This is a genomic window from Cloacibacillus porcorum (assembly GCF_001701045.1).
Classification (GTDB): domain Bacteria; phylum Synergistota; class Synergistia; order Synergistales; family Synergistaceae; genus Cloacibacillus; species Cloacibacillus porcorum.
The window spans coordinates 3389372-3413162 of the sequence record NZ_CP016757.1 but is presented as its reverse complement, the minus strand read 5'-3'; the positions used below and the strand labels follow the sequence as shown (position 1 = coordinate 3413162).

Annotated in this window: 21 protein-coding genes; 12 read left to right on the top strand and 9 right to left on the bottom strand. The window is 53.6% G+C overall.

Annotation, left to right across the window (positions count from 1 at the left end):
- Window positions 1-12: 12 nt before the first annotated feature.
- The 6 genes from BED41_RS15220 to BED41_RS15195 form a co-directional block, all read right to left on the bottom strand.
- Window positions 13-885 (bottom strand): SDR family oxidoreductase, encoded by an 873-nt coding sequence (locus tag BED41_RS15220; RefSeq protein WP_066747352.1) that lies wholly within the window; start codon window positions 883-885, stop codon window positions 13-15.
- Complete coding sequence (locus BED41_RS15215; RefSeq protein WP_066747355.1) at window positions 875-1906, bottom strand: polysaccharide biosynthesis protein; 1032 nt, start codon at window positions 1904-1906, stop codon at window positions 875-877. The genes BED41_RS15220 and BED41_RS15215 overlap by 11 nt, the downstream gene beginning before the upstream one ends.
- A complete protein-coding gene (locus BED41_RS15210) occupies window positions 1899-3140 on the bottom strand; it encodes a glycosyltransferase family 4 protein (RefSeq protein WP_066747358.1) in 1242 nt (413 codons plus the stop codon). Before BED41_RS15210 ends, BED41_RS15215 begins: the two co-directional genes overlap by 8 nt.
- On the bottom strand, window positions 3130-3996 hold the full coding sequence (locus BED41_RS15205) for an NAD-dependent epimerase/dehydratase family protein (RefSeq protein WP_066747361.1): 867 nt from the start codon (window positions 3994-3996) through the stop codon (window positions 3130-3132). The genes BED41_RS15210 and BED41_RS15205 overlap by 11 nt, the downstream gene beginning before the upstream one ends.
- Window positions 3993-4619: a sugar transferase gene (locus BED41_RS15200; protein WP_066748288.1), complete on the bottom strand. Its 627-nt coding sequence runs from the start codon at window positions 4617-4619 to the stop codon at window positions 3993-3995. Before BED41_RS15200 ends, BED41_RS15205 begins: the two co-directional genes overlap by 4 nt.
- A 118-nt stretch (window positions 4620-4737) precedes the next feature.
- Window positions 4738-7302 carry a Helicase associated domain protein gene (locus BED41_RS15195; protein WP_066748286.1) on the bottom strand — a complete coding sequence of 855 codons (2565 nt, stop codon included), beginning with the start codon at window positions 7300-7302 and terminating at the stop codon, window positions 4738-4740.
- Window positions 7303-7568: 266 nt separating this feature from the next.
- On the opposite strand from BED41_RS15195, the gene BED41_RS15190 reads away from it, so the two are divergent.
- Window positions 7569-8012, top strand: a complete 444-nt coding sequence (locus BED41_RS15190) for a helix-turn-helix domain-containing protein (protein ID WP_168160292.1) — start codon at window positions 7569-7571, stop codon at window positions 8010-8012.
- Between the two features lie 133 nt (window positions 8013-8145).
- Here the strand turns inward: BED41_RS15190 and BED41_RS15185 are convergent, their stop codons facing one another.
- On the bottom strand, window positions 8146-9069 hold the full coding sequence (locus BED41_RS15185; protein WP_066748282.1) for an exonuclease domain-containing protein: 924 nt from the start codon (window positions 9067-9069) through the stop codon (window positions 8146-8148).
- Window positions 9070-9132: 63 nt separating this feature from the next.
- The gene (locus BED41_RS15180) at window positions 9133-11388 is read right to left on the bottom strand and encodes an ATP-binding cassette domain-containing protein (protein WP_066748274.1); all 2256 of its coding nucleotides are present in this window, start codon (window positions 11386-11388) and stop codon (window positions 9133-9135) included.
- A 233-nt stretch (window positions 11389-11621) separates the two neighbouring features.
- Here BED41_RS15180 and BED41_RS15175 point away from each other — a divergent pair, with 233 nt between their 5' ends.
- From BED41_RS15175 to BED41_RS15165, 3 genes are all read left to right on the top strand, one after another.
- Complete coding sequence (locus BED41_RS15175) at window positions 11622-12194, top strand: flavodoxin family protein (protein ID WP_066748271.1); 573 nt, start codon at window positions 11622-11624, stop codon at window positions 12192-12194.
- Window positions 12195-12652: 458 nt separating this feature from the next.
- Window positions 12653-13660, top strand: coding sequence for a TAXI family TRAP transporter solute-binding subunit (locus BED41_RS15170; protein ID WP_066749370.1), 1008 nt, complete (start codon window positions 12653-12655; stop codon window positions 13658-13660).
- Between the two features lie 142 nt (window positions 13661-13802).
- Window positions 13803-15680, top strand: coding sequence for a TRAP transporter permease (locus BED41_RS15165; RefSeq protein WP_066748268.1), 1878 nt, complete (start codon window positions 13803-13805; stop codon window positions 15678-15680).
- Between the two features lie 348 nt (window positions 15681-16028).
- Here BED41_RS15165 and BED41_RS15160 read toward each other — a convergent pair whose 3' ends face one another.
- A complete protein-coding gene (locus BED41_RS15160) occupies window positions 16029-16637 on the bottom strand; it encodes a hypothetical protein (RefSeq protein ID WP_066748266.1) in 609 nt (202 codons plus the stop codon).
- 294 nt (window positions 16638-16931) lie between these two features.
- On the opposite strand from BED41_RS15160, the gene epsC reads away from it, so the two are divergent.
- The 8 genes from epsC to trmD all read left to right on the top strand — a co-directional run bounded on the left by epsC (window position 16932) and on the right by trmD (window position 23707).
- Window positions 16932-17648 (top strand): serine O-acetyltransferase EpsC, encoded by a 717-nt coding sequence (gene epsC, locus BED41_RS15155; RefSeq protein WP_066748264.1) that lies wholly within the window; start codon window positions 16932-16934, stop codon window positions 17646-17648.
- A gap of 516 nt (window positions 17649-18164) precedes the next feature.
- Window positions 18165-19166: a TRAP transporter substrate-binding protein DctP gene (gene dctP / locus BED41_RS15145; RefSeq protein WP_066748260.1), complete on the top strand. Its 1002-nt coding sequence runs from the start codon at window positions 18165-18167 to the stop codon at window positions 19164-19166.
- 409 nt (window positions 19167-19575) lie between these two features.
- A complete protein-coding gene (locus BED41_RS15140) occupies window positions 19576-19902 on the top strand; it encodes a sigma factor-like helix-turn-helix DNA-binding protein (RefSeq protein ID WP_084002515.1) in 327 nt (108 codons plus the stop codon).
- Between the two features lie 9 nt (window positions 19903-19911).
- Window positions 19912-21282, top strand: coding sequence for a signal recognition particle protein (gene ffh / locus BED41_RS15135; RefSeq protein ID WP_066748258.1), 1371 nt, complete (start codon window positions 19912-19914; stop codon window positions 21280-21282).
- Between the two features lie 121 nt (window positions 21283-21403).
- Window positions 21404-21664: a 30S ribosomal protein S16 gene (gene rpsP / locus BED41_RS15130; protein ID WP_008708782.1), complete on the top strand. Its 261-nt coding sequence runs from the start codon at window positions 21404-21406 to the stop codon at window positions 21662-21664.
- 13 nt (window positions 21665-21677) lie between these two features.
- Window positions 21678-21923: a KH domain-containing protein gene (locus tag BED41_RS15125; RefSeq protein WP_066748255.1), complete on the top strand. Its 246-nt coding sequence runs from the start codon at window positions 21678-21680 to the stop codon at window positions 21921-21923.
- Window positions 21907-22452 (top strand): ribosome maturation factor RimM, encoded by a 546-nt coding sequence (gene rimM, locus BED41_RS15120; protein ID WP_066748252.1) that lies wholly within the window; start codon window positions 21907-21909, stop codon window positions 22450-22452. Before BED41_RS15125 ends, rimM begins: the two co-directional genes overlap by 17 nt.
- Before the next feature lies 1 nt (window position 22453).
- The gene (trmD, locus tag BED41_RS15115) at window positions 22454-23707 is read left to right on the top strand and encodes a tRNA (guanosine(37)-N1)-methyltransferase TrmD (protein WP_066748249.1); all 1254 of its coding nucleotides are present in this window, start codon (window positions 22454-22456) and stop codon (window positions 23705-23707) included.
- The last annotated feature ends 84 nt before the right edge of the window (window positions 23708-23791 follow it).

Sequence of the window (23791 nt, the reverse complement as noted above, 5' to 3'; positions counted from 1 at the left end):
TATCCCCTTATGTTAATCCGCGATATCATAGTGAGGATACAAATTTTTGTGCTGCCTCATCCATGCCGCAAGTTCCGCGACCATTTTTTCGTAGTCGGGGATGACATAGCCGAAATCAAAGCGCGTTCTTTTCAGGGATTTGTCGGACACGATATTATCCACCGGTTCTATTTCCAAACTGTTTCCCTTGAGGTAGTGGTTGAATAAAGACAGTAAATCGTGTTTGCTGATGGATTTTTTATAGACCATGTTATAGAGGCCATGAACGCCTTCGTTCAGTCCGGCTTCCATAGCTTTGGCTAATTGCAGCGTTGTCAGCCCTGTCCACATAACACGGCTGTATCCACAGATCTTTCCATTTTGCTGCATAAACCAGTTTAAGAGGCCGATTCCATTGGGGTTGAGGTCGGGACCGACTATAGAATTACGAAGAGTAAGATTTTTCCCATCTTCAAGTTCACCTAACGCCTTTGTTCTATCGTAAAAAGTCTCGCCATCACGCAGATCGCTTTCCGTGTATTCTCCTTTTTTGCCGGAGAAGACACAATCGGTGCTCATGTGGATGATTTTTGTTTTGGAGCCTGATGTAATATCTGCCAGCAGATGCGGGAGATAGGAATTCAAATACACGGCGAGTCTTTTATTTTCTTCCGCGAATTGGTTTAATACGCCGATACAGTTAATGACAGCATCGAATTTTTCACCAGTTATCATTGCTTTCAGCGTTTCGGCATCCTGTGCGTCCCCCGTAACGGATTTACAGGGGCAATGGCTCAGGGGACGGCTGTCAAAACCAGTGACGTCATATCCCCGTTCGTGCATGTACATCGATATCGTATGTCCCGCCATTCCGGAGGCGCCAAGTACCAGAAGTTTATATCTCATATTTTTCTCCCCCTGCGGCAAGTTCGGTCTGTATATATGGCAGCATCAGAAGTTTTTGTTTAACTGCGTTGAGATCAAGCATTTCGGTATTCATTGAATTGAATTCCTGAATGTCGTTCATTTCTCGTTGCCCCTTATCGAAGTATTTTTCGTAGTTGAGGTCACGCTTGTCGCAGGGGACACGGAAGAAGTCGCCCATGTCTTCGGCGTGGGCGCATTCTTCTTTGGTGAGAAGAGTCTCGTACATTTTCTCCCCGTGACGGATGCCGATAATTTTTGTCTCGGCCTCTTTATTGAAGAGTTCTTTTACAGCCTGAGCCAAAACAGCGATGGTGCAGGCTGGGGCCTTTTGTACCATGATGTCGCCGTTGGCGGCATGCTCAAAGGCAAACACTACGAGGTCAACAGCCTCTTCAAGGTTCATGATGAAGCGTGTCATCGCCGGTTCGGTTATTGTAAGAGGGAGTCCGGACTTTATCTGTTCGACAAAACGCGGGATGACGGAGCCGCGCGAGGCCATGACGTTGCCGTAACGTGTGCAGCAGATTGTTGTCTTTACCGGATCTACGGTGCGGGACTTGGCGATGACGACCTTTTCCATCATTGCCTTTGAGGTACCCATGGCGTTGATTGGATAGGCCGCTTTGTCTGTAGACAGGCAAATGATCTTTTTAACACCATATTCGATGGCGGCGGAGAGAACGTTGTCGGTACCGATAATGTTCGTCTTAGCGGCCTCAAGCGGGAAGAACTCGCATGACGGCACCTGTTTTAAGGCCGCCGCGTGAAAGACATAATCCACGCCGTGCATGGCGTTTCTGATGCTGTTTATGTCGCGCACGTCGCCGATGTAGAACTTTATCTTCTCGTTGTTGCGGTACTCGGTGCGCATGTCGTCCTGCTTCTTTTCGTCACGTGAGAAGATGCGGATCTCTTTTATCTCCGTGTTGAGGAAACGATCCAGTACCGCGTGGCCGAAGGAACCGGTGCCGCCTGTGATGAGTAAAGTCTTATTAAACATTACAAACAACCTCTGCTTCAGAAAAATATTTATCAATCCTGTCCATAAGCATTCTCTTTTCATAATGTTGAATGAAATATCCGCGGGCCTTTTTTCGCATCTCTTTTAACTCTTCAGAGGACAGCCTAGTGAGTTCAACAATCTTTTCCGCTAGACTGACGGCATCTCCGGCATTGCAGCAATATCCAGCGCCGCTATCTTCTATAACCTGCTGGATCTCTCCGTTTGCAGAAACAATGAGTGGAATTCCACATGCTAGTAAGGATTGAAGCTTGGAGGGGAGTGTCATTTCAAATATTCTATTGTCAGAAAGTGAAATCAAGGCGGCGTCGCAGACCGACATAAACGCTGCTATTCTTTGTGCGGGTTGCTTATGTATAAAGTTAAACATATTTTCGCATCCACTAGCCTGCACTGCCTCTTTCAAAACAGGCAGATAGCGACCATCACCGACAATGTTAAAGCGCACCTTTGTATTTTGCCTTTGCAGTTCTATAGCTACCTGCGGCAATAAATCCAACCCTTGCGCAAAGCCTATGTTTCCGGCAAATATTAAATTAAAAGAGTCATCATCGGGGATTTCGCTGACAACACACGTTTTTTTATCTACTGGACGGTAGAACTCTTCTGCATATTGTGGCCAGAATTCCAATTTTTCCAGAGGCACACCTCTGTGGTTGATAGCCTGCAAAAAGCTTTTTGATGATGTAAATATCCTGTTACAGCTTTTATAGATGTAGTCTACCATTGCGCCAAGCATATTTAAGATAAGCCTATTATGTACTCCGCCAACAATCTCCACATTTTCAGGCCATAAATCCGTGACATATATAAGGCATGGAATTTTTACTCTCTTTGCATACCATACACCAGGCAGCGCTTGGGTCATTGGTGAGACCTCATACACAAAAACTTTATCAGCTTTCAGCGTTGTAAATTTTGACCATAAAAATCCGGAGATTACAAATGAAATATAGTTAAGCGCCATCATTACGGCACTGTTGCCACGCGGAATGATGGGCAGACGAATGATGTCAATTCCATTGTATCTTTCAGTTCTTTTTTGAAAATATCCATATCCGTTATAAAATTTGCCCTGTGGATAATTGGGGATACCGGTAATTACAGTGACCTGATAGCCACGTTTTATCCACTCCGTGCAGATGTCGTTTACTCTGAACTGCTCGGGATAAAAGTATTGTGATATAACAAGGATATGTATTCTATCCGGCATATGCGGCCATCCTGACTATGCCATCACAGAATTTCACTGCGTTGTATTTTCCACAATCGGAAAGTTCTTTTGCGTATAATTTCGACCCAAACGCCTTGTTGAATAACCCGCTGTTTGAAAGTATTTTGCAGACGAATGCAGGAACGGGCATCATAAAGATTATTTTGCCCTTTATTTTCCTGTAGTCAGCAATAACGTCTTTTGTCGCAACGTATTCTTCGTTTTGCGGGAAGAATATTCCTCCTGATGCATTATTTATTACCAGCCTTACGCATTCAGTAAAGTTGTCTATGTAGATCATGCTGCGCCGGTTTTCTATGTTGGGGAATATAAGGGCGTACTTTGCCAGCTTGAGCAGCTTGGGAAAGTTGCCTTTGCACCCAGGTCCATAGATGACTGGCGGGCGCATGATTGATACGATGAATTTGTCGTCTGCCATTTTCTGTATCGCAAGATCGGCCTGCAGTTTGCTGTCTCCGTAAAAGTCAGCGGGGTTTGGAGGTGTGTCTCTTGTTATGATTTTTTCTTTCCCCACAGGTTCATCTGCGCCGTAGATTATCATCGAGCTCATAAAGATAAACTGTTTTACGCCTTCGATCTTAGCCTTTTTTGCCGTATCTACGGCAAGGTCTCTGTTTATTCTGTAATATAAGTCTTTCTTCGACTGATCGGCGGAGACATGCGCGATACCTGCAACATGAAAGACAACGTCGTATCCGGCGAAGGATTTTTCGCGCCATGTGCCGTCTATCATGTCGATGGTATCGACATAATATTCGTCTGGCCATTGGGAGAGCCATTTTTCGAACGAGGTGCCGACGTAGCTGTTGAGGCCGGTGATGAGGATCTTTTTCATTGTCTATGTTCTCCGCCGGATAATTTCTGCAGTGTTCCCGTGCCGCCCTCGACGACGCCCTCTTTTTTCAGCACGCAGGCGATGGTGCCGAAGAAGCATTTGCAGTCGAAGAGGAAGCTCATTCTCTTTACGTATTCGCCGTCATAGGCGGCTTTTACCTCTATAGGCAGTTCGTCGCGGCCGTTTATCTGCGCCCAACCGGTCAGTCCTGGCAGTATGTCGTTCGCGCCGTATTTGTCGCGCTCGGCGATGAGGTCGTACTGATTCCACAGCGCAGGGCGCGGGCCGATGATGGACATTTGCCCGGCAAGAATATTCAATATTTGCGGGAGTTCATCTAAAGAAAATTTGCGCAGCCACGTACCGCTGCGGGTGATCCATTTTTGCGGGTCATTTAGCATATGCGTCGGCATATTTGCCGGCGTATCGATATACATGGTTCTGAATTTAGGCATCATAAAGGTATTTTTATGCAGTCCGACACGCTTCTGCCAGAAGAAGACCGGGCCTTTGGAATCGAGCTTTACGACAGCGGCGACAGCCAGCATCGGCAGTGCGAGCAGCACCAGGCCGATGGCTGAGAGGGCGATATCTATCGTTCTTTTAAGGCAGCTTTTGTACATCTTTGTCTCCTGTTTTTCATAAACTGTTTTTGCTTCTGTCTCTGCGCGGCGCGGAGAATAGAAACTCGGTCGCCGGATTTCGGATCAGGTTCGGCATGGCCTATTCAGCTGATCTTTGTCATTCCCGTCTCTGTGCCGGAACTCTGCCGCCGTCCTGTCTCGTATTCAGCGCGTTCAGTTTCACGGCCTGTTCCGGCGAGAGTTTGCCCTGTTTGTGCAGCGTCCTTTGCCGGGCGACCCAGCGGGCGATGCTGGCGATTTCTTCCGCCTCACCGCTTTCAGCGGCGGTCTTTATGTCTCCCGCAGCCCTGAGCAGAGAGGCGGCGGCCTCGTATTTTTCGGACCAGGCGCGTTCGGCGGGCGTGCGCCAGTCTATCCCCAGCCTTTCCAGCTGGGAGATCTGTTCTTCGGTCAGCCTTTTGCCCTCCAGCCCGCCGCGGTAGGTCTTTCTGCATTTGTAGAGCCATTTGCCGAGCCAGACGTTGTCTATTACATAGTTTGGCGGGATGTCCAGGTCTCCGTGTTCGCGGAGGTATTCTTCGCAGGCGGATATGCGTTTTTGCCAGGGATCTTCCGCAGTCCACTTGAAGCCCAGCGCGTCCAGTTTCGCGCGGCGCTCCGGCGTGACTTTGATTGCGGTCCGTCCTGTCTGGGAGTTGACCTCGACATGGTTTTTCAGCCATCTGCCGAGCGGAAAGCCGTTTGCGTTCACATATCCGGCGGGCACCTCAAGCGTACCGAATTCCCGATGGTAGGCCAGCGCCTGTTTGTAGCCGTATTCCCATTGCCGTGTGTAGGTGTCGAGCCAGTCCATGTGAATGGCGTCGAGCCGTTCTATCTGGGTCTCGGTCAGCGGTGCAGCTCCGTTCAGCCTGCCGCTTCTTATTTTGCGCATCCTCCGCAGCCAGGCGCCGATGCGCAGGCCCTCTTCGGAGATGTAGTTTGCCGGAATGTCAAGGTTGTGGTGTTTGCGGTAATATTCCGTGCAGGCGAGGTAGTTCCGCTCCCACTGATAGTCCACTTTGTCCCAGATCATGCCGAGTTTGTTGAGGGCCGCGATACGCTCGTCCGTGAGGTAGTAGCCGCATCTGCCGCTGTTTTTTGACTGACGGAGGTTGCAGATCCATTTGCCGAGTTCAAGCCCTTCGGGGGTGACATAGGTGGCATGGATGTCGATATTGCCGCTGCTGAATTTGTATCGGCACAGCGCCTGATAGAACCTCTCCCATGAATAGTCGTAGCGGTTCTTCCAGCGCATGCCGATGCTTTCAAGTTTTTCTATTCTCTCTTTGCCGAGTATCCCCGGAATTTTACCGGCGTAGACGAGCCGCTGTGTGTTGAGCCACGAACCGAGGGAATAGCCGTCGGGGGTCTGGTAGCGTTTCGAGACTTCAAGATTTCCATGTTCCCTGTAATATGCCCGCGCATGGCCGAACATGGTCTCCCATGAGGCTGATAGGCTCTCTTCAAGTTCGTTGAAGAGGCGTCTGCTGTCGCACACCTCGTCGATGATGGTAAAGGAGTCGTTGACGATCCTGTTTTCGTCTCCCATGATTTGGTAACGGTCTATTACCGAGCGCATCTCCTCCTGAACGGCGGAGACGCTGTAGAGATTTTCGATGTTGTTGACGACGTCTATAATGACGGTTTTTTCCCTGCTGCCCGCCGACAGGGCGCGCCCGATCTGCTGCTTGTAGATGATGGGGGAGACGGTGGGGCGGAAAAGGATCACACCCGCGATGTCGTCGATATGGACGCCCTCGTTGAGCATGTCGATGCAGAGCAGGAGCTTTAGCCCCTGGCGGTCGTCTGTTTTGAAGGCGGCAAAGGCTTGTGACGTTCCGGGGTCGTCGGCGTAGGCCTGGTATAGATGTATATCCGCTCCGCCGCAGACCTTGCCGAACCACTCCGGTATATGGCAGGCGATCTCTTTCAGATGTTCGACGCCGGAGCAGAAGATGATGTATTTGCCGTTGGCGTTGGTCATGTGTTTTTGAAAGACGATGTCCAGCCCCTCGGACTTTTCCAGCGCGCGTCTGAGGGCGTCGAGGCGTTTCTGCGCCGCGTCGCGCACGGCCCTGTTTTTGGCGCTGCTTATACGGGCCTGATATCTCTCTATATCTTTCTGGCAGGAATAGATCGAGACGACATAGGTCGGCGGGGCGAGAATACCGCGCACTATCGCCTCACCGAGCGTCATCTCCGAGGCGATGTTGCCGTCGAAGAGTTCGTCGGCCATATCGCGCTGATTGTCTAGGTAGCGGATGTTTGTAGCCGACAGGCCGAGCACCGGCGCCTGCGGATACGCCGCAAGCAGCCGCTGGACTCCGTCGCCCCACATCTGCGCGCCGCAGCGGTGAAATTCGTCGAGCACGATATAGTCAGGGCGGATATCTTCGATTGCGGCGGCGTCCATCATCATGAGCTTGGCGTAGGTGAAGAAACGTATGTTTTGCGGCTGGGCGGCGCCCGCGGCCCTGATGTTTTCTATCTGCGTCTTAAAGATGTACTCACTGGGCGAGAGCCAGCAGACGGCAGCCTGCGGGTTATCCTCAGCCAGTTTGAAGCCGATAAAAGATTTTCCCGTGCCGGTGGGGTGCACGATGGCGGCCCTGCCGTTTTCCTTCAGCATGGAAAGGGCGGATTCATAGGCTATGCGGTTATGTTCAAACAGCTCCAGCATTTAACCCACTCCTTTCCCGGCACGAAGACAACAAAACATCAGTACAGACAGCCTGATCCCTGTCTGGCTATGGTCGTCTTTAGAACTTCAATTCACGATTTTTTACAGTAATACTAATGGCCTGTTATTCCCAAGACATTATCAAGCTAATCTTATCGCCACAACGCTTATGTGTCAATTCTAATTTACAAAATGTGTAGTTTTAACAATATGGACCGATTGTGGGACAACTTATAATGTAGGTTCCGCAAAGGTGGTGTATGCGGATGTCCTTGGGTGAGAGAATGCGGGAGATGCGGAAGATGCTGCGCCTGAGCCAGGAAGAGCTGGCCTTTAGGTTGGGAACGAACAGGGTGAGCGTTTCTCAGTGGGAAAATAACAGAGTTACGCCGGATGCCGACAGCCTGATAAAGACGGCGGCGGTTTTGGGAACAAGCGTCGGCTTTCTGCTGGGAGAAACGGATGACCCCGCGCTGTCTCTTCGTTCGGGTGACAATGACCGTGCCAGCCCCGCCCTCTCAGAGGAAGAGCAGCCGGCCACGGCGGCGCATAGATATGGTATTGAAGAGGATATGCTTCTTAATTTGTTTAACCATCTCGACCGGGCCGGCAAGGCGGAGGTCATAGATTTTATCCAGTACAAGCTTTTTCGTCTGCAAAATGCAAAGGGTTCCGGCCAAATTGACACTACGCGTCGCCTGAAGGTATAGAACGGCTGGGGATCATCATTTGACGGTAAGTCTGCGCCGGTCCCGCGGCGCGAGATTATAATTCACTTACAGGGAATTTTCTCCTTATATACTTCGTAACGGACCGCGCCCGGCGGTCATAACGTTCAAATATTTACTTTGTAAAGTTTGCGGTCAGCGGCTCCTGTTTGACGGGCCGGTGTCTCCTCCGGCGTCTTGTCCTGCCGCTCTTTTCGGGGGCGGGAAGAGACGGGAGTTCGGCAAACCACTGTGCCAGCCCACGGGCGCTCATCGCGGAGTCTTTTGCGATGGTGACGGAGGGATATTTTTTTATTAGTTTTTTGGCCCTGCCGAGGTCTTTCAGTCGGGGGCAGTCGGCGAGCTGTACTGTTTTTTTATTTTTGAGCCTGTGCAGATAGTTTTCCAGCACGTCCAGGTCGGAATGGGTGAGCAGCTCAGGCAGTTCCGGCTCGTGGAAATCCGGCGTCTGGGAAAAGTCCGCGAGCGAGCGGAAGGAGTCAATCGAGAGCTCTTCCGCCAGCGCGAGCGCCAGCTTCGCGCAGCCCTCGGCGTCGGAGCCGGCGTGGTGCGGCTCGAGGGAGATGCCGTAACGTCCGCAGAGAGCCTCCAGGTTGTATTTGTTGTTTTCTCCGTGAATATCCGCCCGCTGTGCCAGCTCTAAGGTGCAGAGGTGCCCGTACCTCTGGTAGTGGTATTTTATCCGGTAGCTGCTGAGTATCGCGTCCATGGTCATAGCGTCGTCGCGGAAGCTGTGGGCGACGAGGGGGCGTCCCTCTATGTAGGGGAGGATCTTTTTCCAGACTTTGTCGAAGGTCAGCGCGTCTTCCACGTCGAGGTAGGTGATCCCGTGTATCTCCATCGCCTTTTTCTGAAAGTAAAAGACGCGCTGCGGCGGCCTGACGAGGTATTCGCAGGATCTTATGATCCGCCCCCGCTCGACGGCGCATATCCCCACCTGGCAGACGGAATTCTGGCTGTTGTTGGCTCTCTCGAAGTCGATCGCCGTGAATGTGAATTCGTCGCTCTGCGGCAGGTTCTTCTGGACGTTAATTATCATTGGCAGCTTCCTTTATTAATATCATAAATTTTACGCGAAAAGGCCCGCGGTCTTTGGCGCGTGTTATTCCGGCAGGCTGTCTTTTAAATACGGCCTGGTCACGGAGCTTTCGCAGCCGAGCATCTCCCGCGGAACTCCGTGGAAGATCACCTCGCCGCCGGACTGCCCGCCGCCCGGTCCCATCTCTATTATATAGTCGGCCTCTTTCATGACGTCGACGCTGTGTTCGACGAGAAAGAGGGTGTTGCCGGCGTCGGTCATTTCGTTGAAGAGTTTCATCAGCGTTCTGATGTCGTCGAGGTGCAGACCGTCGGTGGGTTCGTCGAGTATGAAGATGGAGCCGCGCCGCGCGAGGTGCGAGGCGAGTTTGACGCGCTGGAGCTCGCCGCCGGAAAGGGTCGTCATCGACTGGTTGAGGTGCAGGTAGCCGAGGCCGACGCGCTGGAGCGAGAGGAGCTTTTCGCAGAGCGGCTTGCCGGCGAAAAATTCCGCCGCTTCGTCGACGGTCATGTCCATCACTTCGGCGATGTTCTTTCCATTATATGTGTAGGCGAGCGCCTCTTTCGAGTAGCGTTTGCCGCGGCAGAGGTCGCAGACCGTCTCGATGGAGTCCATGAACGCCATGCCTGAGACGATCATGCCGGAGCCGCCGCAGGCGGGACAGGCGCCCTTGGAGTTGAAGCTGAACCAGGCGGCGGCAACTTTGTTAGCCGCCGCAAAGAGCGCGCGTATCTCGTCGGAGATATCGAGGTAGGTCGCGGGGGTCGAGCGGAGGTTGATGCCGATGTTTTTCTGCCCGATGAAGATCGTCTCTTCGGGACAGTCCCTCTGGAAGGACTCCATCAGCGAGCTTTTGCCCGATCCCGCGACGCCCGCGATTACCGTCAGCACGCCGAGCGGCAGTTTGGCGGTGACGTTCTTCAGATTGTGCAGCGAGGTCGGCCCGAGCTCGAACCAGCCCGTAGGACGGCGCAGATTTTCTTTAAAGGGACTTTTCCTTTTGAGCATGCGCCCAGTGAGGTTGTCGGAGGCGAGGAGTCTCTCGTAGCTGCCCTCAAAGATGATATGGCCGCCAGCGCTTCCCGCGCCTGGACCCATGTCGATTATATGGTCGGCGAGTTTGATCACCTCGCGGTGATGTTCGACGATGAGCACGGTGTTCCCGTGGTCGCGCAGGGCGCACAGCGATTCTTTGAGCAGGCTGATATCCTTCGGATGGAGGCCGACGCTTGGTTCGTCGAGAACGTAGGCCATGTCGGTGAGCGCCGAGTTGATGTATTTGGCGATCTTGATGCGCTGCGCCTCGCCGCCTGAGAGGGTGCCGGTGCCGCGGGAGAGCGAAAGGTAGCCGAGGCCGATCTGCACGAGCGCCCCAAGGCGGCGTCCGAGCTCGCGCTTGATATCCGCCGCCATCGGGTCGGTAATCGAGGCGACGAAGTCTATCGCCTCGGGAATGGACATCGCGGTGACGTCGGCAATATTTTTGCCGTTTATAAGGCAGCTGCGCACCTTTTCGTTGACGCGCGAGCCGTGGCATTCGGGGCATTCATAGGAGCTGACCATCTTGTCGAGGATGTGGTGGAAACGTTTGCCCTCCTTTGTGGTGATGATGCTGCGGTACATGCGCGGGTATATTCCCTCGAACTTCGCCGACTTCGGCCAGTTTGAGGGCGGGTTCTTGAGCCGTATCTGCGGCGAGTGGAGGAAGAGCTCAAGCTCCTCCGGGCTGTAGTCTTTTATCTTCTTGTCGAGGTCGAAGAGGCCGCTGTAGGCGTAGCGTTTCCAGCGCCAGAGCCCCCTGCCGAAGGTGGGGAAGTGGATGGTGTCCTCGTCGTTGAGGCTCTTATTGAAGTCGACTAGCTTATGGATGTCCAGGTCGTTGACGATGCCGAGGCCGTCGCAGCGCGGACATTTCCCCGCCGGATGATTGAAGGAAAAGACGTCCGAGTAACCGATGAAGGGCCGCCCGACGCGCGAAAAGAGCAGGCGCAGGATAGAATAGATATCCGTATAGGTGCCGACCGTTGAACGCGTGTTCGCCGCGGGCTTCTTTTGATCGATGACGATCGTCACCGGCAAGTTGGAGATGCGCTCCACCTCCGGACGGCCGTATTTGGGCAGATATTGCTGTACGAAGCTCGGGAAGGTCTCGTTGAGCTCGCGCCGAGATTCCGCGGCGATCGTATCGAGACAGAGCGACGATTTGCCGGAGCCGGAGACGCCGGTGAATACGGTGACGACCTTTTTGGGGATCTTGACGGAGACGTTTTTGAGGTTGTTTTCAAAGGCGTTTGTTATTTCGATAAATTCATGTGCCATTCTATTTCTTCACTCCATTTGCTGCCAGCAGGGCTGCCGTTATCTGCAACGCCGCACTTTGCGGCATCTGCCCAATCTTGGGCGGCGAACTCTTGACATAGTCTGTGTTAAATGTTCCAATATTCACTAAGGCAGACACTGCCGCCTTAAATAGGATAACATAGGCGAAGCACGAAAACGCCTAGTTTATATATCAGATAAATAACATAACTCCTAAGGGGGAAAATGACAATATGAAAATATTAGCGTTACAGGGCAGTCCCCGTCTGCGCGGCAACACGGCGATCCTGCTCTCCCAGTTTGTGAACGGCGCGCGCGCCGCCGGCGGCGACGTCGAGGTGGTAAATCTGCAGGAGCAGAACATCCATCCCTGCGACGCCTGTGACATGTGCGAATGCGGCGAGCGTGAATTTTGCGTCTATAACGATTCGATGCGTGAGGTGATGAAAAAGGTCAAGTCGGCCGACGCGCTGGTGCTCGCGACGCCGGTATGGTGGACGGGAGCATCTACCCTCACGAAGATATTTCTCGACCGCCTTTACGGTTACAAGACGCGCGAATACTTTGAGGGCAAGTGGATATTTCTCATTACGACATACTTTGACAACCACGCGCACATACAGCCTCTTCCGGGGGCCGATATTGTCGGTTATGTGATTCAGTCGGTCTCGGACTTCACCGGAATGGAGTTCCTCGGACATCTGCGCTCCGCGGTGGAGGGTACCGTTTTGGATGATACCACGATCCTTGATCGGGCCTTTACGGAGGGTAAGAACTTCGTAAAAGTGATAACCGAAATTAAATAAAAATTTAAAGTAAATTTATAATAATTTAAAGTTAAGCCTCTTCGTTTCCTTAAAAAACGAGGAGGTTCTTTATTTATTATAGGCCATTGTAAGGAAGTTTAAGCGTTACAAACAAAAAATATCCTGCATAAAAAGATTTTTCGAGTATTTAGGTGTGTTTTGAATAAAATTAAGCAGATATTAAGGGTTCGCTTATTGCATACATTTGAAAAAACAGATTGTAATTTTATCGAAATAGCTATTAATTAGATAAAAAGACGTATATTTGTAAGCTCATATTGTGATTGCCTTAAAATATTAGGCAAACTAAAGAAGGTTGGATGCTTTTCCATGTTTTATAGAATATATTACGAGTATTATTTAGGTTTTTAGAATATTATGATATAATCCTTTTGGAGTAAGGTGTCATGTATTAATTGACCTTTTGGTCAAAATAATAAGAAAGCACGGTGATCTACATGAAGAAATTGGCGGTATTTTTACTTTTTGTCTCTCTGTTGGCAGTTGCCGCGGCTCCCGCGATGGCGGCCCCCGCACCGAAGGAAGGCTGGCCCGCGCAGCTTAAGTTTATGGCCGGACCTCCCGGCGGCAACTGGTTTGCGCTCGGCAGCTCCCTCGCCGATATGTGGTCGAAGAATACGATCTCGGTAACGAGCAGCACCGGCGGCGGCGTCTCGAACATAATCAACGCCAACGGTCACAAGGGCGACTTTGGCTTCTCCGTCACCGCTCTTCTCGGTGCGGCCATCAAGGGCGAGCAGGACTTCATGGGCCGCCCCGCGAAGAACGCCGCGATTCTCGCGAACCTTTATACCCAGTACACCTACTTCATCATGCGCAAGGACTTTGCCGAGAAGAATAAGATAACGAAGCTCGGCGACATCTTCGAAAGGAAGATCCCCGTCAAGATGGCGACGCTGAAGCCCGGCACCTCCTCGGAATTCGTCGTCAAATCGCTCTTCATGAAGGGCTATGGCGTGACCTATAAAGATATTAAGAAGATGGGCGGCTCTATGGAATTCGCCTCCTATGAGGGCGGCGCGGACCTTATCGCCGACGGACACATTGACCTCTTCATCTTCTCGGTCGGTAAGATCGCCTCGATCGTGATGAATATCGAGAGCAAGGCCGACATTGTTTGCCTCCCCGTTGACGACAGCGCGCTCAAGGCGCTTTCCGACGCCTACGGAACGGTCACCTTCACGATTGAGCCCGGCATCTACAAGAGCGTGAAGAAGCCCGTCAAGACCGTCGGCGACTACACCTGCATCGTCGTCCGCAACGACATCCCCGATTCGCTCGCCTATGACCTCTGCAAGGCTCTCTGGGAGAACAAGGCCAGCCTCGCGAAGGCCGTCAAGGACATCGACGAGCTGACGCCGCAGATCGCGGTGCCGCAGGGCGTACCGACACAGGCCGGCGCGCTGAAGTACTGGAAAGAGATGCAGGCCAAAACGAAGAAGTAAGTTTTTACCCTGATATTTTTAGAAGCAGAGGGATACCCCTCTGCTTCTGTTCCCTTCATTGACGGACAAAGCACAACGGCTTTTTGTTGTTATTTGATCTGATGCCGGACAGTCCATCCCGTTTAGGCAGGAGTGTGTGTGAATGCGAAAATTAAGCGGATTAAGTCATAAATTTATGTACGTATACTTTGTAATCATCGGGCTCTTCCACCTCTATACCTCTGTATTTGGAGCCTACGAATCATATCTTCAGAAGAATATCCACCTCGGACTCGTTCTTCCGACGGCGTTTTTCCTTTTCCCGATGTTCAAGAAGGCCCCTATGGACAGGGTGCCGGTCTATGACTGGGTGCTGGGGGCCCTCTCTGCGATCCCCTCGATCTACGTCATCCTTAACTATGATGACATCGTTATGCGTATCCAGCAGGTTGACCCGCTGACGGCGGCCCAGTTCTGGTGCGGCATACTTCTCTTTGTGCTGCTTCTCGAAGGCACGCGCCGCGTCGTCGGCCTCCCTCTGACGATCATCGCCTTCCTCTTTGGGGCATATATGTATTTCGGACAGTCGCTGCCCGGCATCATGAAGGGGCTCTCCTTCTCGATGTCCGAGGTCATTGAGCAGATATACCTCACAGACGAAGGAATCTTCTCCATGCCGCTCGGCGTCTCCGCGACGCTGGTCGCCGCCTTCCTCATCTTCGGAGGTTTTCTTGAAAAGTGCGGAACCGGCCCCTACTTCATGGAGGTGGCTCAGGCCTTCACGGGAACGGCCCCGGGCGGCCCGGCGAATATCGCCGTCATGAGCTCATGCCTCTTCGGCTCCATCTCGGGCTCGGCGGTCGCCAACGTCTACGGGACCGGCACCTTTACGATACCCCTTATGAAAAAGATCGGCTACCCGGCGCACTTCGCGGGCGCGGTCGAGGCGGTAGCGAGCTCCGGCGGGCAGATAATGCCGCCTGTTATGGGCGCGGGCGCCTTCCTGATGGCCTCCTTCCTCGGCCTTCCCTTTGTCGACATCATCATCGCGGCGGTCACGCCGGCGATCATCTACTACGCGGCGGTCTTCCTCATGATACGCCTCGAGGCGATGAAGCGCGGACTCAAGGGACTCTCGCCCGAAGACCTCCCCGATAAGAGGCAGGTGCTGAAAAAGGCCTATCTCTTCCTGCCGATCATTGGACTCGTCTACTTCCTGTTTATTGGAATGACGCCGATGCGCGCGGCGGCGATCGGGGTCGCGCTCTCCTGGCTCGTCTCCCTGCCGCAGCCGGACAAACGTATGGGACCGAAAGCGATCGTTGACGCCATCTATGGCGGCGTGAGGAACATTACGCTTGTCTGTGTCGCCTGCGCGACAGCAGGCATCGTTCTCGCCTCCGTTTCGCTGACCGGCGTCGGCGTCAAGCTCGTCGGCCTCGTCCTGGCCTTTACGAGCGGCATTCCGCTTCTTGCGCTCTTCCTTGTCATGATCGTCTCCCTTGTTCTCGGTATGGGACTGCCGACGACGGGCGCCTATATCCTCGCCGCGGCCCTTGGCGTTCCCATCCTCACTACGCTCGGTTTTCCAGCGATCTCGGCCCATATGTTTGTCTTCTACTACGCGATAATCTCCAATATCACGCCGCCTGTCGCCCTCGCGGCCTACGCGGCGGCCTCGATCGCGGGCTCCGAGCCGAACAAGACGGGCTTCACCGCCTGTAAGCTGGGCTTCCTTGCCTTTGTGACGCCCTTCGCCTTCTGCTATGATCCAGGCATTCTTCTGCAGGGGACGTTGGTACAGAACGTCTATGGCATCTTGGCCTGTGTGGCGGCCTGTTTTGGCTTCGGCTTCGCGATAATGGGATATCTGAACCGTGACCTCAAAGTGTGGGAACGCGTCGTCTTTGTGATCTTCGCGGTCATGGGGCTGTCGCCGAACGAGTTCGTCACCACCGCCGGCGCGGTAGGCGTCATCGTCGCCTGGATAATATTTGCCAAGGTAGGCAAGAAAAAGACTCCCACCGCCGCCGCGGTGTAAGGCAAAGCGCCGTAAACATAACATAGGAAAACAAGAAAACAAACACCCCGGCGACAGAATCTTCATCGCTGGGGTGTTTCTAAATATTACGTTATTAAACTAACCGGTTTCACTGCCGCCTGTTTATGAGGGGGAGGCCGCTTTTTGCCGGCTGTTGTTACAGTTTTTCGATCGGAACCCAGATTTCGCAGTAGGTATCTTCACCCACCGTCTCTCTACGAATTTATTATAGCGGCGAAATTAGGAAAATTCCCGATGATTTATGTTTTTAGGCGTACCATGCCGCTGCCGCCGTGTCCGGCTGTTCTTATGGTTTATCATCAGCTTACGCGGGTTGTCCGCCCCGCCTCAGCGTCTGAGGAAAAACCAATAATCCTCGTCGAGCTTCCTGATTTCAAAATTGCCCTGTCCGGCGCAGAGCGAGAGCAGTTCGCCGTTTGAAAAATCGGCCGCGATCACGTCCTTCTCCCTCAGCAGCCTGCGGTTGAAATGGGCCATTGCCGCCAGCACGCGGAAATCCCTCCTCGCGGCGGGGGCAACGCCGCAACCGAGCACGTAGGTAACGGACCTTCCCTCGTTTAAAAGGGAGGAAAGAACCTTTTTCATCTCTTCAAAGTGCGGCAGTGGCGTTGTGCCGTCGCCGTCACTGCTGAAAATAAAATTATAAAACTCCGGACTGCCCTCTGCGAGCCTCCGGTAATCGACCATATATTCATATGCGGCGAGGCGGCCGTCCGCGGCGCATACGCCGAAAGCGCCGTCATTCTCCGCGCAGTAGCCCACCGTTTTCGCGATCCTTTCCTCCATCAGCGCCATCCGCCGTTCGCGCGAGAGGCCGCCGTACAGCTTCAGGTAATATTCGTTGTCGGCCATACAGAGCGCGGCGAGTGAGGCTGCCTCTTTCAGCCTGCCGCCGAGCTTTATTAAGGAGATCTTGTTTTTGTCAGATTTATCCATAAAGTATCATTCCCTCTTTATCTACTATTCTACGAAATATTTTAAATTAAAGATATAGGCAAAACTGGTTGCCAATTAACGAAATAGGTTATAGAATGTCAATATGAGAAATATACGGACGGAAAATTATGTTAAAAAGGACTGTTGTTGCTGTACGTTTGGCGGTAAAAACGTACGGCCAGAGGTGCCGTGCCCATAGGGGAGCAGGCATAGAACAAGTCTACAGAGAAATTTTATATCCAAAGAGAGCCTGCCTACGGCAGACTCTCTTTTTTATTATGGAGGGGAATAACAATGGGAATATGGAAAAACATCAGCAGCGATTACATGGCGGCTAAACGGAACGATCCGGCGATACCAGACGGACTGCGCGGATTTCTGGAAATCGTCTTCTGTACGCCGGGCTTTCTCGCGATCACCGCGCACCGCGGCATCCACTGCCTTCACACGCGCTGGCACATTCCGGTGCTGCCGCGCTTCATCTCGCTGATCGTGCGCTGGTGGACGGGGATAGAGATTCACCCCGCGGCGCAGATAGGGGAGGGGTTCTTCATAGACCACGGCGCGGGCGTCGTCATCGGCGAGACGGCGGTCGTCGGCAAAAACGTCACCCTCTATCAGGGCGTCACCCTCGGCGGCACGGGCAACGAAAAAAGCCATAAGCGTCACCCCACCCTGGGCGACAACGTCTTTGTCGGCAGCGGCGCGAAGATACTCGGCCCTATTACGGTCGGCTCCAACTCGCGCATCGGCGCCAACAGCGCCGTCCTTAAAAACGTCCCCGAAAACGCCACCGTTACCGGTATGCGGGCGCGTATTGTCAAGGTTAACGGCAAGCCGGTGAGCAGCGCCTCTGTGGCACTGTCGCCGGAGGAGCTGCTGGCGCGCATCATCCGTCTTGAGGAGGAGCTCTACTACCTGCAGCGCGAATTCAAACAATGCCGCGGTGACGAGATCGAAGGGACTCCGGCTGTATCGGGCGAGCTGGAGATAGAGGTGGCGCATAAATAACCGCCGCCGGTCTGAAAATGTTGATAAACATACTGATATATCAAAATAAATGATTGTATTCTAATGTGGTGATATTTCTGATAGATAATTTAATCCCTATTCACGTGAAAATGCTTTAACAAGAGAGTAAAATTCCCCTTTTGATCCCAAAAGGGCCTTTTTATTGCGAAACTATTTTTTGCAAGTAATAATCCTCTGCAAAAGCAGAGATTTTCTCATAAATAAGGCTTTTTAAAGAGAAATCTCCAGGTGATATTGTACTGATGGACATTGTGTTAAATATAATAATTTTAAATTTAATAAAAACCTAAAAATATCTGATGAGTGTAAAGACGTTAAATTTTTTTAAAAAATATTCTAACGTTGACACAATCGCTCTTCTGATATATCTTGTATTCAACAAAATAGTTACGCAATTTTACATATTTATATATAGGTGTAAGCACCGTCTCGGCTTTTTCGGCCCGATTGGGCCGTATCTGATAAAAGCAGAATTTGAAGGGAGAGGTACCAGTAATGAAGAAATTTGCAGTACTCATGACAGCACTCCTCGTATCAGCCATAATGGCGACATCGGCTATGGCGGCGGAGCAGATCGTTCTCCGTTTCGCGGGACAGCAGCCCACGGAACATCTTTGCACGAAGATGATGCACGATTTCGCGAAGGAGATCGAGCAGAAGACAAATGGACGCGTTAAGATCAACGTATTCCCCGCCAATCAGCTGGGTAGCTACGAGCTCGTCATGGAAGAGCTCATCCGCGGAACGGTCGATATGTCCGTAACGTCGTTCGCCAGCGGCTTTGACCCCCGTTTCGACGTTATCTACACGAATGGTATCGTAAGCAGCTACGCAGAGGCGAAGAAGGTCTTTACCCCCGGCGCATGGCTCCCCAACAAGCTCGTTGAACTTGGCAAGCCTCTCGGCGTCAACGTCCTCGGTTCCTATGTCGAAGGCATGATCGGTATCGCCTCGACGAAGCCCCTCAGAGAACCCCTTAACCCGAAGGTTGACAAGGGCGTTCTCGTCCGCGTTGCCAACATGGATGTTTACAACCTCGGCGCGAAGGCCATGGGCTTCCGTACGATCACCATTCCCTGGGCCGACATCTACCAGTCACTCCAGACAGGCGTCTGCGACGCGGTCGACGGCATGTCGACAGCCGCCGCTTACACCACCCTGGGCGATGTTATGAAGTACTGGTACGCGACGAACTATTCATTCGAATACCTCCCGCTGATGGTCAGCGAAAAGGCTTGGAAGAAACTGTCACCAGCCGACCAGAAGATATTCCGTGAAGCAGCGAAGAACTTCACGCTCAAATCGATCAGCACCGCGGAATCAGAAGACATGAAATACATGAAGCTGATGGAAAAGAAGGGTATCAAGGTCCACAAGTACACCGCTCAGGAGCTTAAGCCCATCAAAGACGCCTGCGTAGGTATCTGGGACGAGCTCGGCAAGAGAGGACTCACACCGGAGCTTATGAAGGGCCTCAGAGAGAACCTCGGTAAATAGTTTCCGTAATTCCATAAAAATCAGAGATAAAAACCGGCAGGGGGCATCGCCTCCGGCCGGTTTTTCTGTGGTGAGCGCCTAAGCGCTCTTTAGCTGCTATGTTATGTCTCTTCGTCCTGCTGCTGACATGATAGCCGTGTCTTTTCAAGGTGAAAATTATTAAAAGCCTGCTGTGTACTCTGTCATGGTCTGCCTTCTTTTCGTCATGCAGGGCTTGTCCGGGCTTGGCGGTGTTGGGTTTTTGTCGTCACACGAGGCGCGAAAAAACAGAGCGGAAACCGCTGGTCTGAACGCTCCGGGCGGCGTTTGTTTTTGTAATTGACGCGGCTTTTGCCTGTAAAGCAAAATCCCTTGACAGGCATTCTTTCAGCCTGTATAATCCTCTGGTTGACTGAGGGGAGCGGTTGTTGTGGCGGAAAAAGATTCTTTGAACCAGCGTGTCAGAGACGGGCTTCTGCTCGACAATTACGGAGCGCAGCTCACGGAAAAGCAGCGGATGGCCTGCGAGATGATCCTCATGCAGGATCTGTCGCTCTCGGAGGCGGCGGAGGCGCTCGGCGTCTCGCGGCAGGGCGTCCACGACCTCATCACACGCGCGCGCGAGCATATGGAGGAGTATGAGAAATCCTTCGGCCTTATCGCCCGCCGTCAGCAGATGGAGCAGGTGCTTGAGGAAAACAGGGAGCGTCTGCCGGAAGATTTTTACGCGACATTCAAAAAAATCCTAGGAGCATAGGGAGACGGCATGTTTGACTCATTAAAAGAACGCTTTGAAAATATATTCGCGGGGCTGCGCGGTAAGGGCAAGCTCTCGGAAGAGGACATAAATCTCGCTCTGCGCGAGGTGCGCCGCGCGCTGCTTGAGGCCGACGTCAATTACAAGGTCGTAAAGGACGTCGTAGAGGCGATCCGCGCGCGCGCCACGGGTCAGCAGGTCCTTGAGTCGATAACCCCTTCGCAGCTCATCTTCACGATAGTCTACGAAGAATTGATAAAGATAATGGGAGAGGCCCCCGCGCCTCTCGTCATCTCGCCGAAGCCGCCGACGGTCTATATGATGGTCGGCCTCCAGGGCTCCGGTAAGACTACCACCACGGTAAAGATCGCGCGGCGGATGTCGAAGGGGCACAAGCCTCTTGTCGTCGCCTGCGACCTTCGCAGACCGGCGGCCGTCGACCAGCTCCGCGTGCTCGCGGAGAAGGCGAATATCCCCTTCTTCGGCCCCGAGGCCGGCGAGACGGACCCCGTGGCGGTGGCGCGCAGGTCGCGCGCCTACGCGGAGTCGCACCTCTGCGACATGATACTGCTCGATACCGCGGGACGGCTGCAGATGGACGACGAGCTCATGCGCGAGCTGGAGTCCATGAAGGAGGCGACCGCGCCGACGGAGATACTGCTTGTCGTCGACTCGATGACGGGACAGGAGGCGGTAAACGTCGCGGGTACTTTCCACGAACGCCTCGGCCTCACCGGCGTGGTGCTGACGAAGCTCGACGGCGACGCGCGCGGCGGCCCCTCGCTCGCGGTGCGCGCGAGCACCGGCGTGCCGATAAAGCTTGCCGGATGCGGTGAAAAGACGGAGGACCTTGAGGTCTTCGACGCGCGCCGTATGGCGCAGCGTATCATCGGCATGGGCGATATGGAGGGGCTGCTGGAAAAGGTGCAGTCCGCCACCTCCGACGCCGATATAGAGCGGATGACGGAGAGCCTCAAGAAGAACCGCTTCACACTTGAGGATATGCTGATGCAGCTCCAGCAGATAAAGAAGCTGGGGCCTTTGGAAAAGGTTCTGGAGATGCTCCCGATACCGGGCGCGAGCAAGGCGCTGAAGAACGCCGATATAGACCCGAAGCGGATGAAGCAGACGGAGGCTATCATCCTTTCGATGACGCTGAAGGAGCGCCGTAATCCCGAGATAATCAAGGGAAGCCGCCGCAAGCGGATTGCGCAGGGCTCCGGCACTTCGGTGCAGATGGTGAATCAGGTGCTTGCGCAGTATGAGCAGATGAAGGGCATGATGAAGACCTTCGGCAAGATGTCCGGCGGCAAGGGCGGATTCAAGATGCCGCCTGGCATGGGCGGCATGATGAAGGGCAAGAGAGGTTTCTTCCGCTAAATAAAAAGATTGACTCGGAGATAGAATCCCCGTTTTCAATAGAAATGGCCCTGATCAAGCCGCATGGCACATCTGATTAACGGCTGTTTACAAAGAAAAAACACAGGAGGTGTTAGCGCAAATGTCAGTTCGTATTCGTCTTTCCCGTCACGGGAAAAAGAAGGCTCCCTTTTATCGTCTGGTAGTGGCCGATTCTCATTCACCGAGAGACGGACGCTTCATCGAGATACTGGGCACATACAACCCGCTCATGGAGCCCGCAGAGATCAAAATAGACGCGGAACGCGCGGCGCATTGGCTGGCCAACGGAGCTTCTCCGTCGGACACGGCGAAGGTGCTGCTTAAAAAAGCGGGAATCATCGACGCTCCCGCAGCGGAATAGGTGGACGCAGGATATGGCAAATTATGTCGACCTCGTTGACCTGATAGTACGCCGGCTCGTCACCAAGCCTGAAGAGGTCTCCGTCGCGGAGGAACGCTCCGAGGCGGGCGCCATCCTTATCACGATAAGGGTGGCCGCGGATGACATCGGCCGCGTAATCGGCAAGAAAGGTTCCACGATCAACGCCATCCGCCACGTAGCGAAAGCCGCTTCGATAAAGTCCGGCGAAAAGGTGGATGTTGATGTCAAAGAAGACTGAGGGAGCCTCGGCGGGAAGATACGAGATCGGTAAGATCGTGGGGGTCCACGGCGTGCGCGGCGATATGCTGCTGCTGCCGCAGACGGACTTCCCCGAGCGGTTTCTGGGCATGAAAGAACTCGACGTCACCGTCGCGGGAAAGCCCATGCGTACCTTCAAGGTGCGCAGGATCGAGCCATACGAGGGAAAGAACACCTTCTTTCTTCGCCTTCAGGGAGTGGAGGACCGCGACGCGGCCGAGACCCTGAAGGGCGCCCTCATCACGGTCGCGGAGGACGAGCGGGTGGAGCTTGAGGAGGACGAATACTGGCTGGACGATATCATCGGCCTTGCCGTATTCGATAAGGCCACGGGCGGGCGGCTCGGAGAGATAACGGAAGTTATCTGTACGGGCAGCAACGACGTCTACGTCGTAAAGACCCCGGAGGGCGCCTCGAAGGCGATACCGGCAATCGCCGATGTGATAGAAAAGGTTGATGTGGCAAACGGCACCATGACAGTAAATATTCCGGAGGGTCTGTGGGACTGATATGAAAATATCAATCATCACCGCTTTCCCAGAGCTCATGCGCAGCTACCTTGCCGCCAGCGTCCTCGGACGCGGGATCGCGGCGGGGAAGCTGGATGTCGAAGTCATCGACATCAGAGACTTTGCGGAGGGTGATTACCGGCAGATAGACGATTACTGCTACGGCAGCGGCGGCATGATGCTGATGGCGGAGCCGCTGGCAAAGGCGCTGGCCTCCGTTTCGGCGGAGACAAAGCCCTATGTCGTCTACCCGAGCCCGCAGGGGACGCATCTCTATCAGGAGCTTGTGGAAGACCTCTCGCGCAAGGAAAATCTGGTGATAATTTGCGGCCATTACGAAGGGGTGGACGAACGTTTCACTCAAAAGTATGTGGACGCGGAGATATCGCTCGGCGACTTTGTGCTCACCGGCGGCGAAATGCCGGCGATGGCGATAGTGGACGCGGTCTCGCGCCTCATTCCCGGGGTGGTCGGCAAGAATTCTTCGGTCACGGAGGATTCCTTCTACAGCGGAATGCTGGACACGCCGCATTACACGCGCCCGGCCGAATGGCGGGGAGAGCGTGTTCCCGAGGTGCTGACGAACGGCGACGCGAAGGCCATCGACCGGTGGCGCAGACGCCGTTCCGTTGAGCGGACGCTTGACCGGCGGCCGGACGTCGCGGCAAGGGCGGGCATAATGCCCTGGCTGTCAGGCGGCGCCTACGTCATGGAGGTGCATTATCCGGTGCTCGACAAGCACGGGGAGAAGTCCTCCACCGCGATAACGGGGATGGATCTGCACGATATCGCGCGTGCCTGCCGTACCTACGGAATAAAGAAATACCTGCTGGTGACGCCGCTCGCCCAGCAGCGCGAGATGGCGAAGCGGATCGCCGGACACTGGACCTCCGGCTGGGGGGCGGAATATAACCCCGACCGCAAAGAGGCCTTCTCGACGCTGAAGATTTTCGCCTCCGTCCAGAAGGCGCTGGGCTGGCTCTCGGAGAGGGAAAAGAAAGAGCCCTTTAAGATAGCCACCACGGCGAAGCGTCACGCAGGAGCCCAGCATTGGCTTACCCTCAAGAGGGAGATCCTCAGAAGGGACCACAGCCCGGTCTTTTTGTTCGGGACCGGCTGGGGGCTTCACGACGAGGTCATGGAGATGGCCGACGCGGTGATGACGCCGATAACCGGCGGCAGCGACGGCTGGAACCACCTTTCCGTGAGAAGCGCCGTCAGCATAACGCTCGACAGGTTCTTCGGCTGGCGGTAAGAGCCGAGGGCTCAAAGAGGTAAAAGGATTGGCGCGCGGGAGACCGCGGAGCCTTTCGAAAGATAAAAATCAATAAACAAAAGA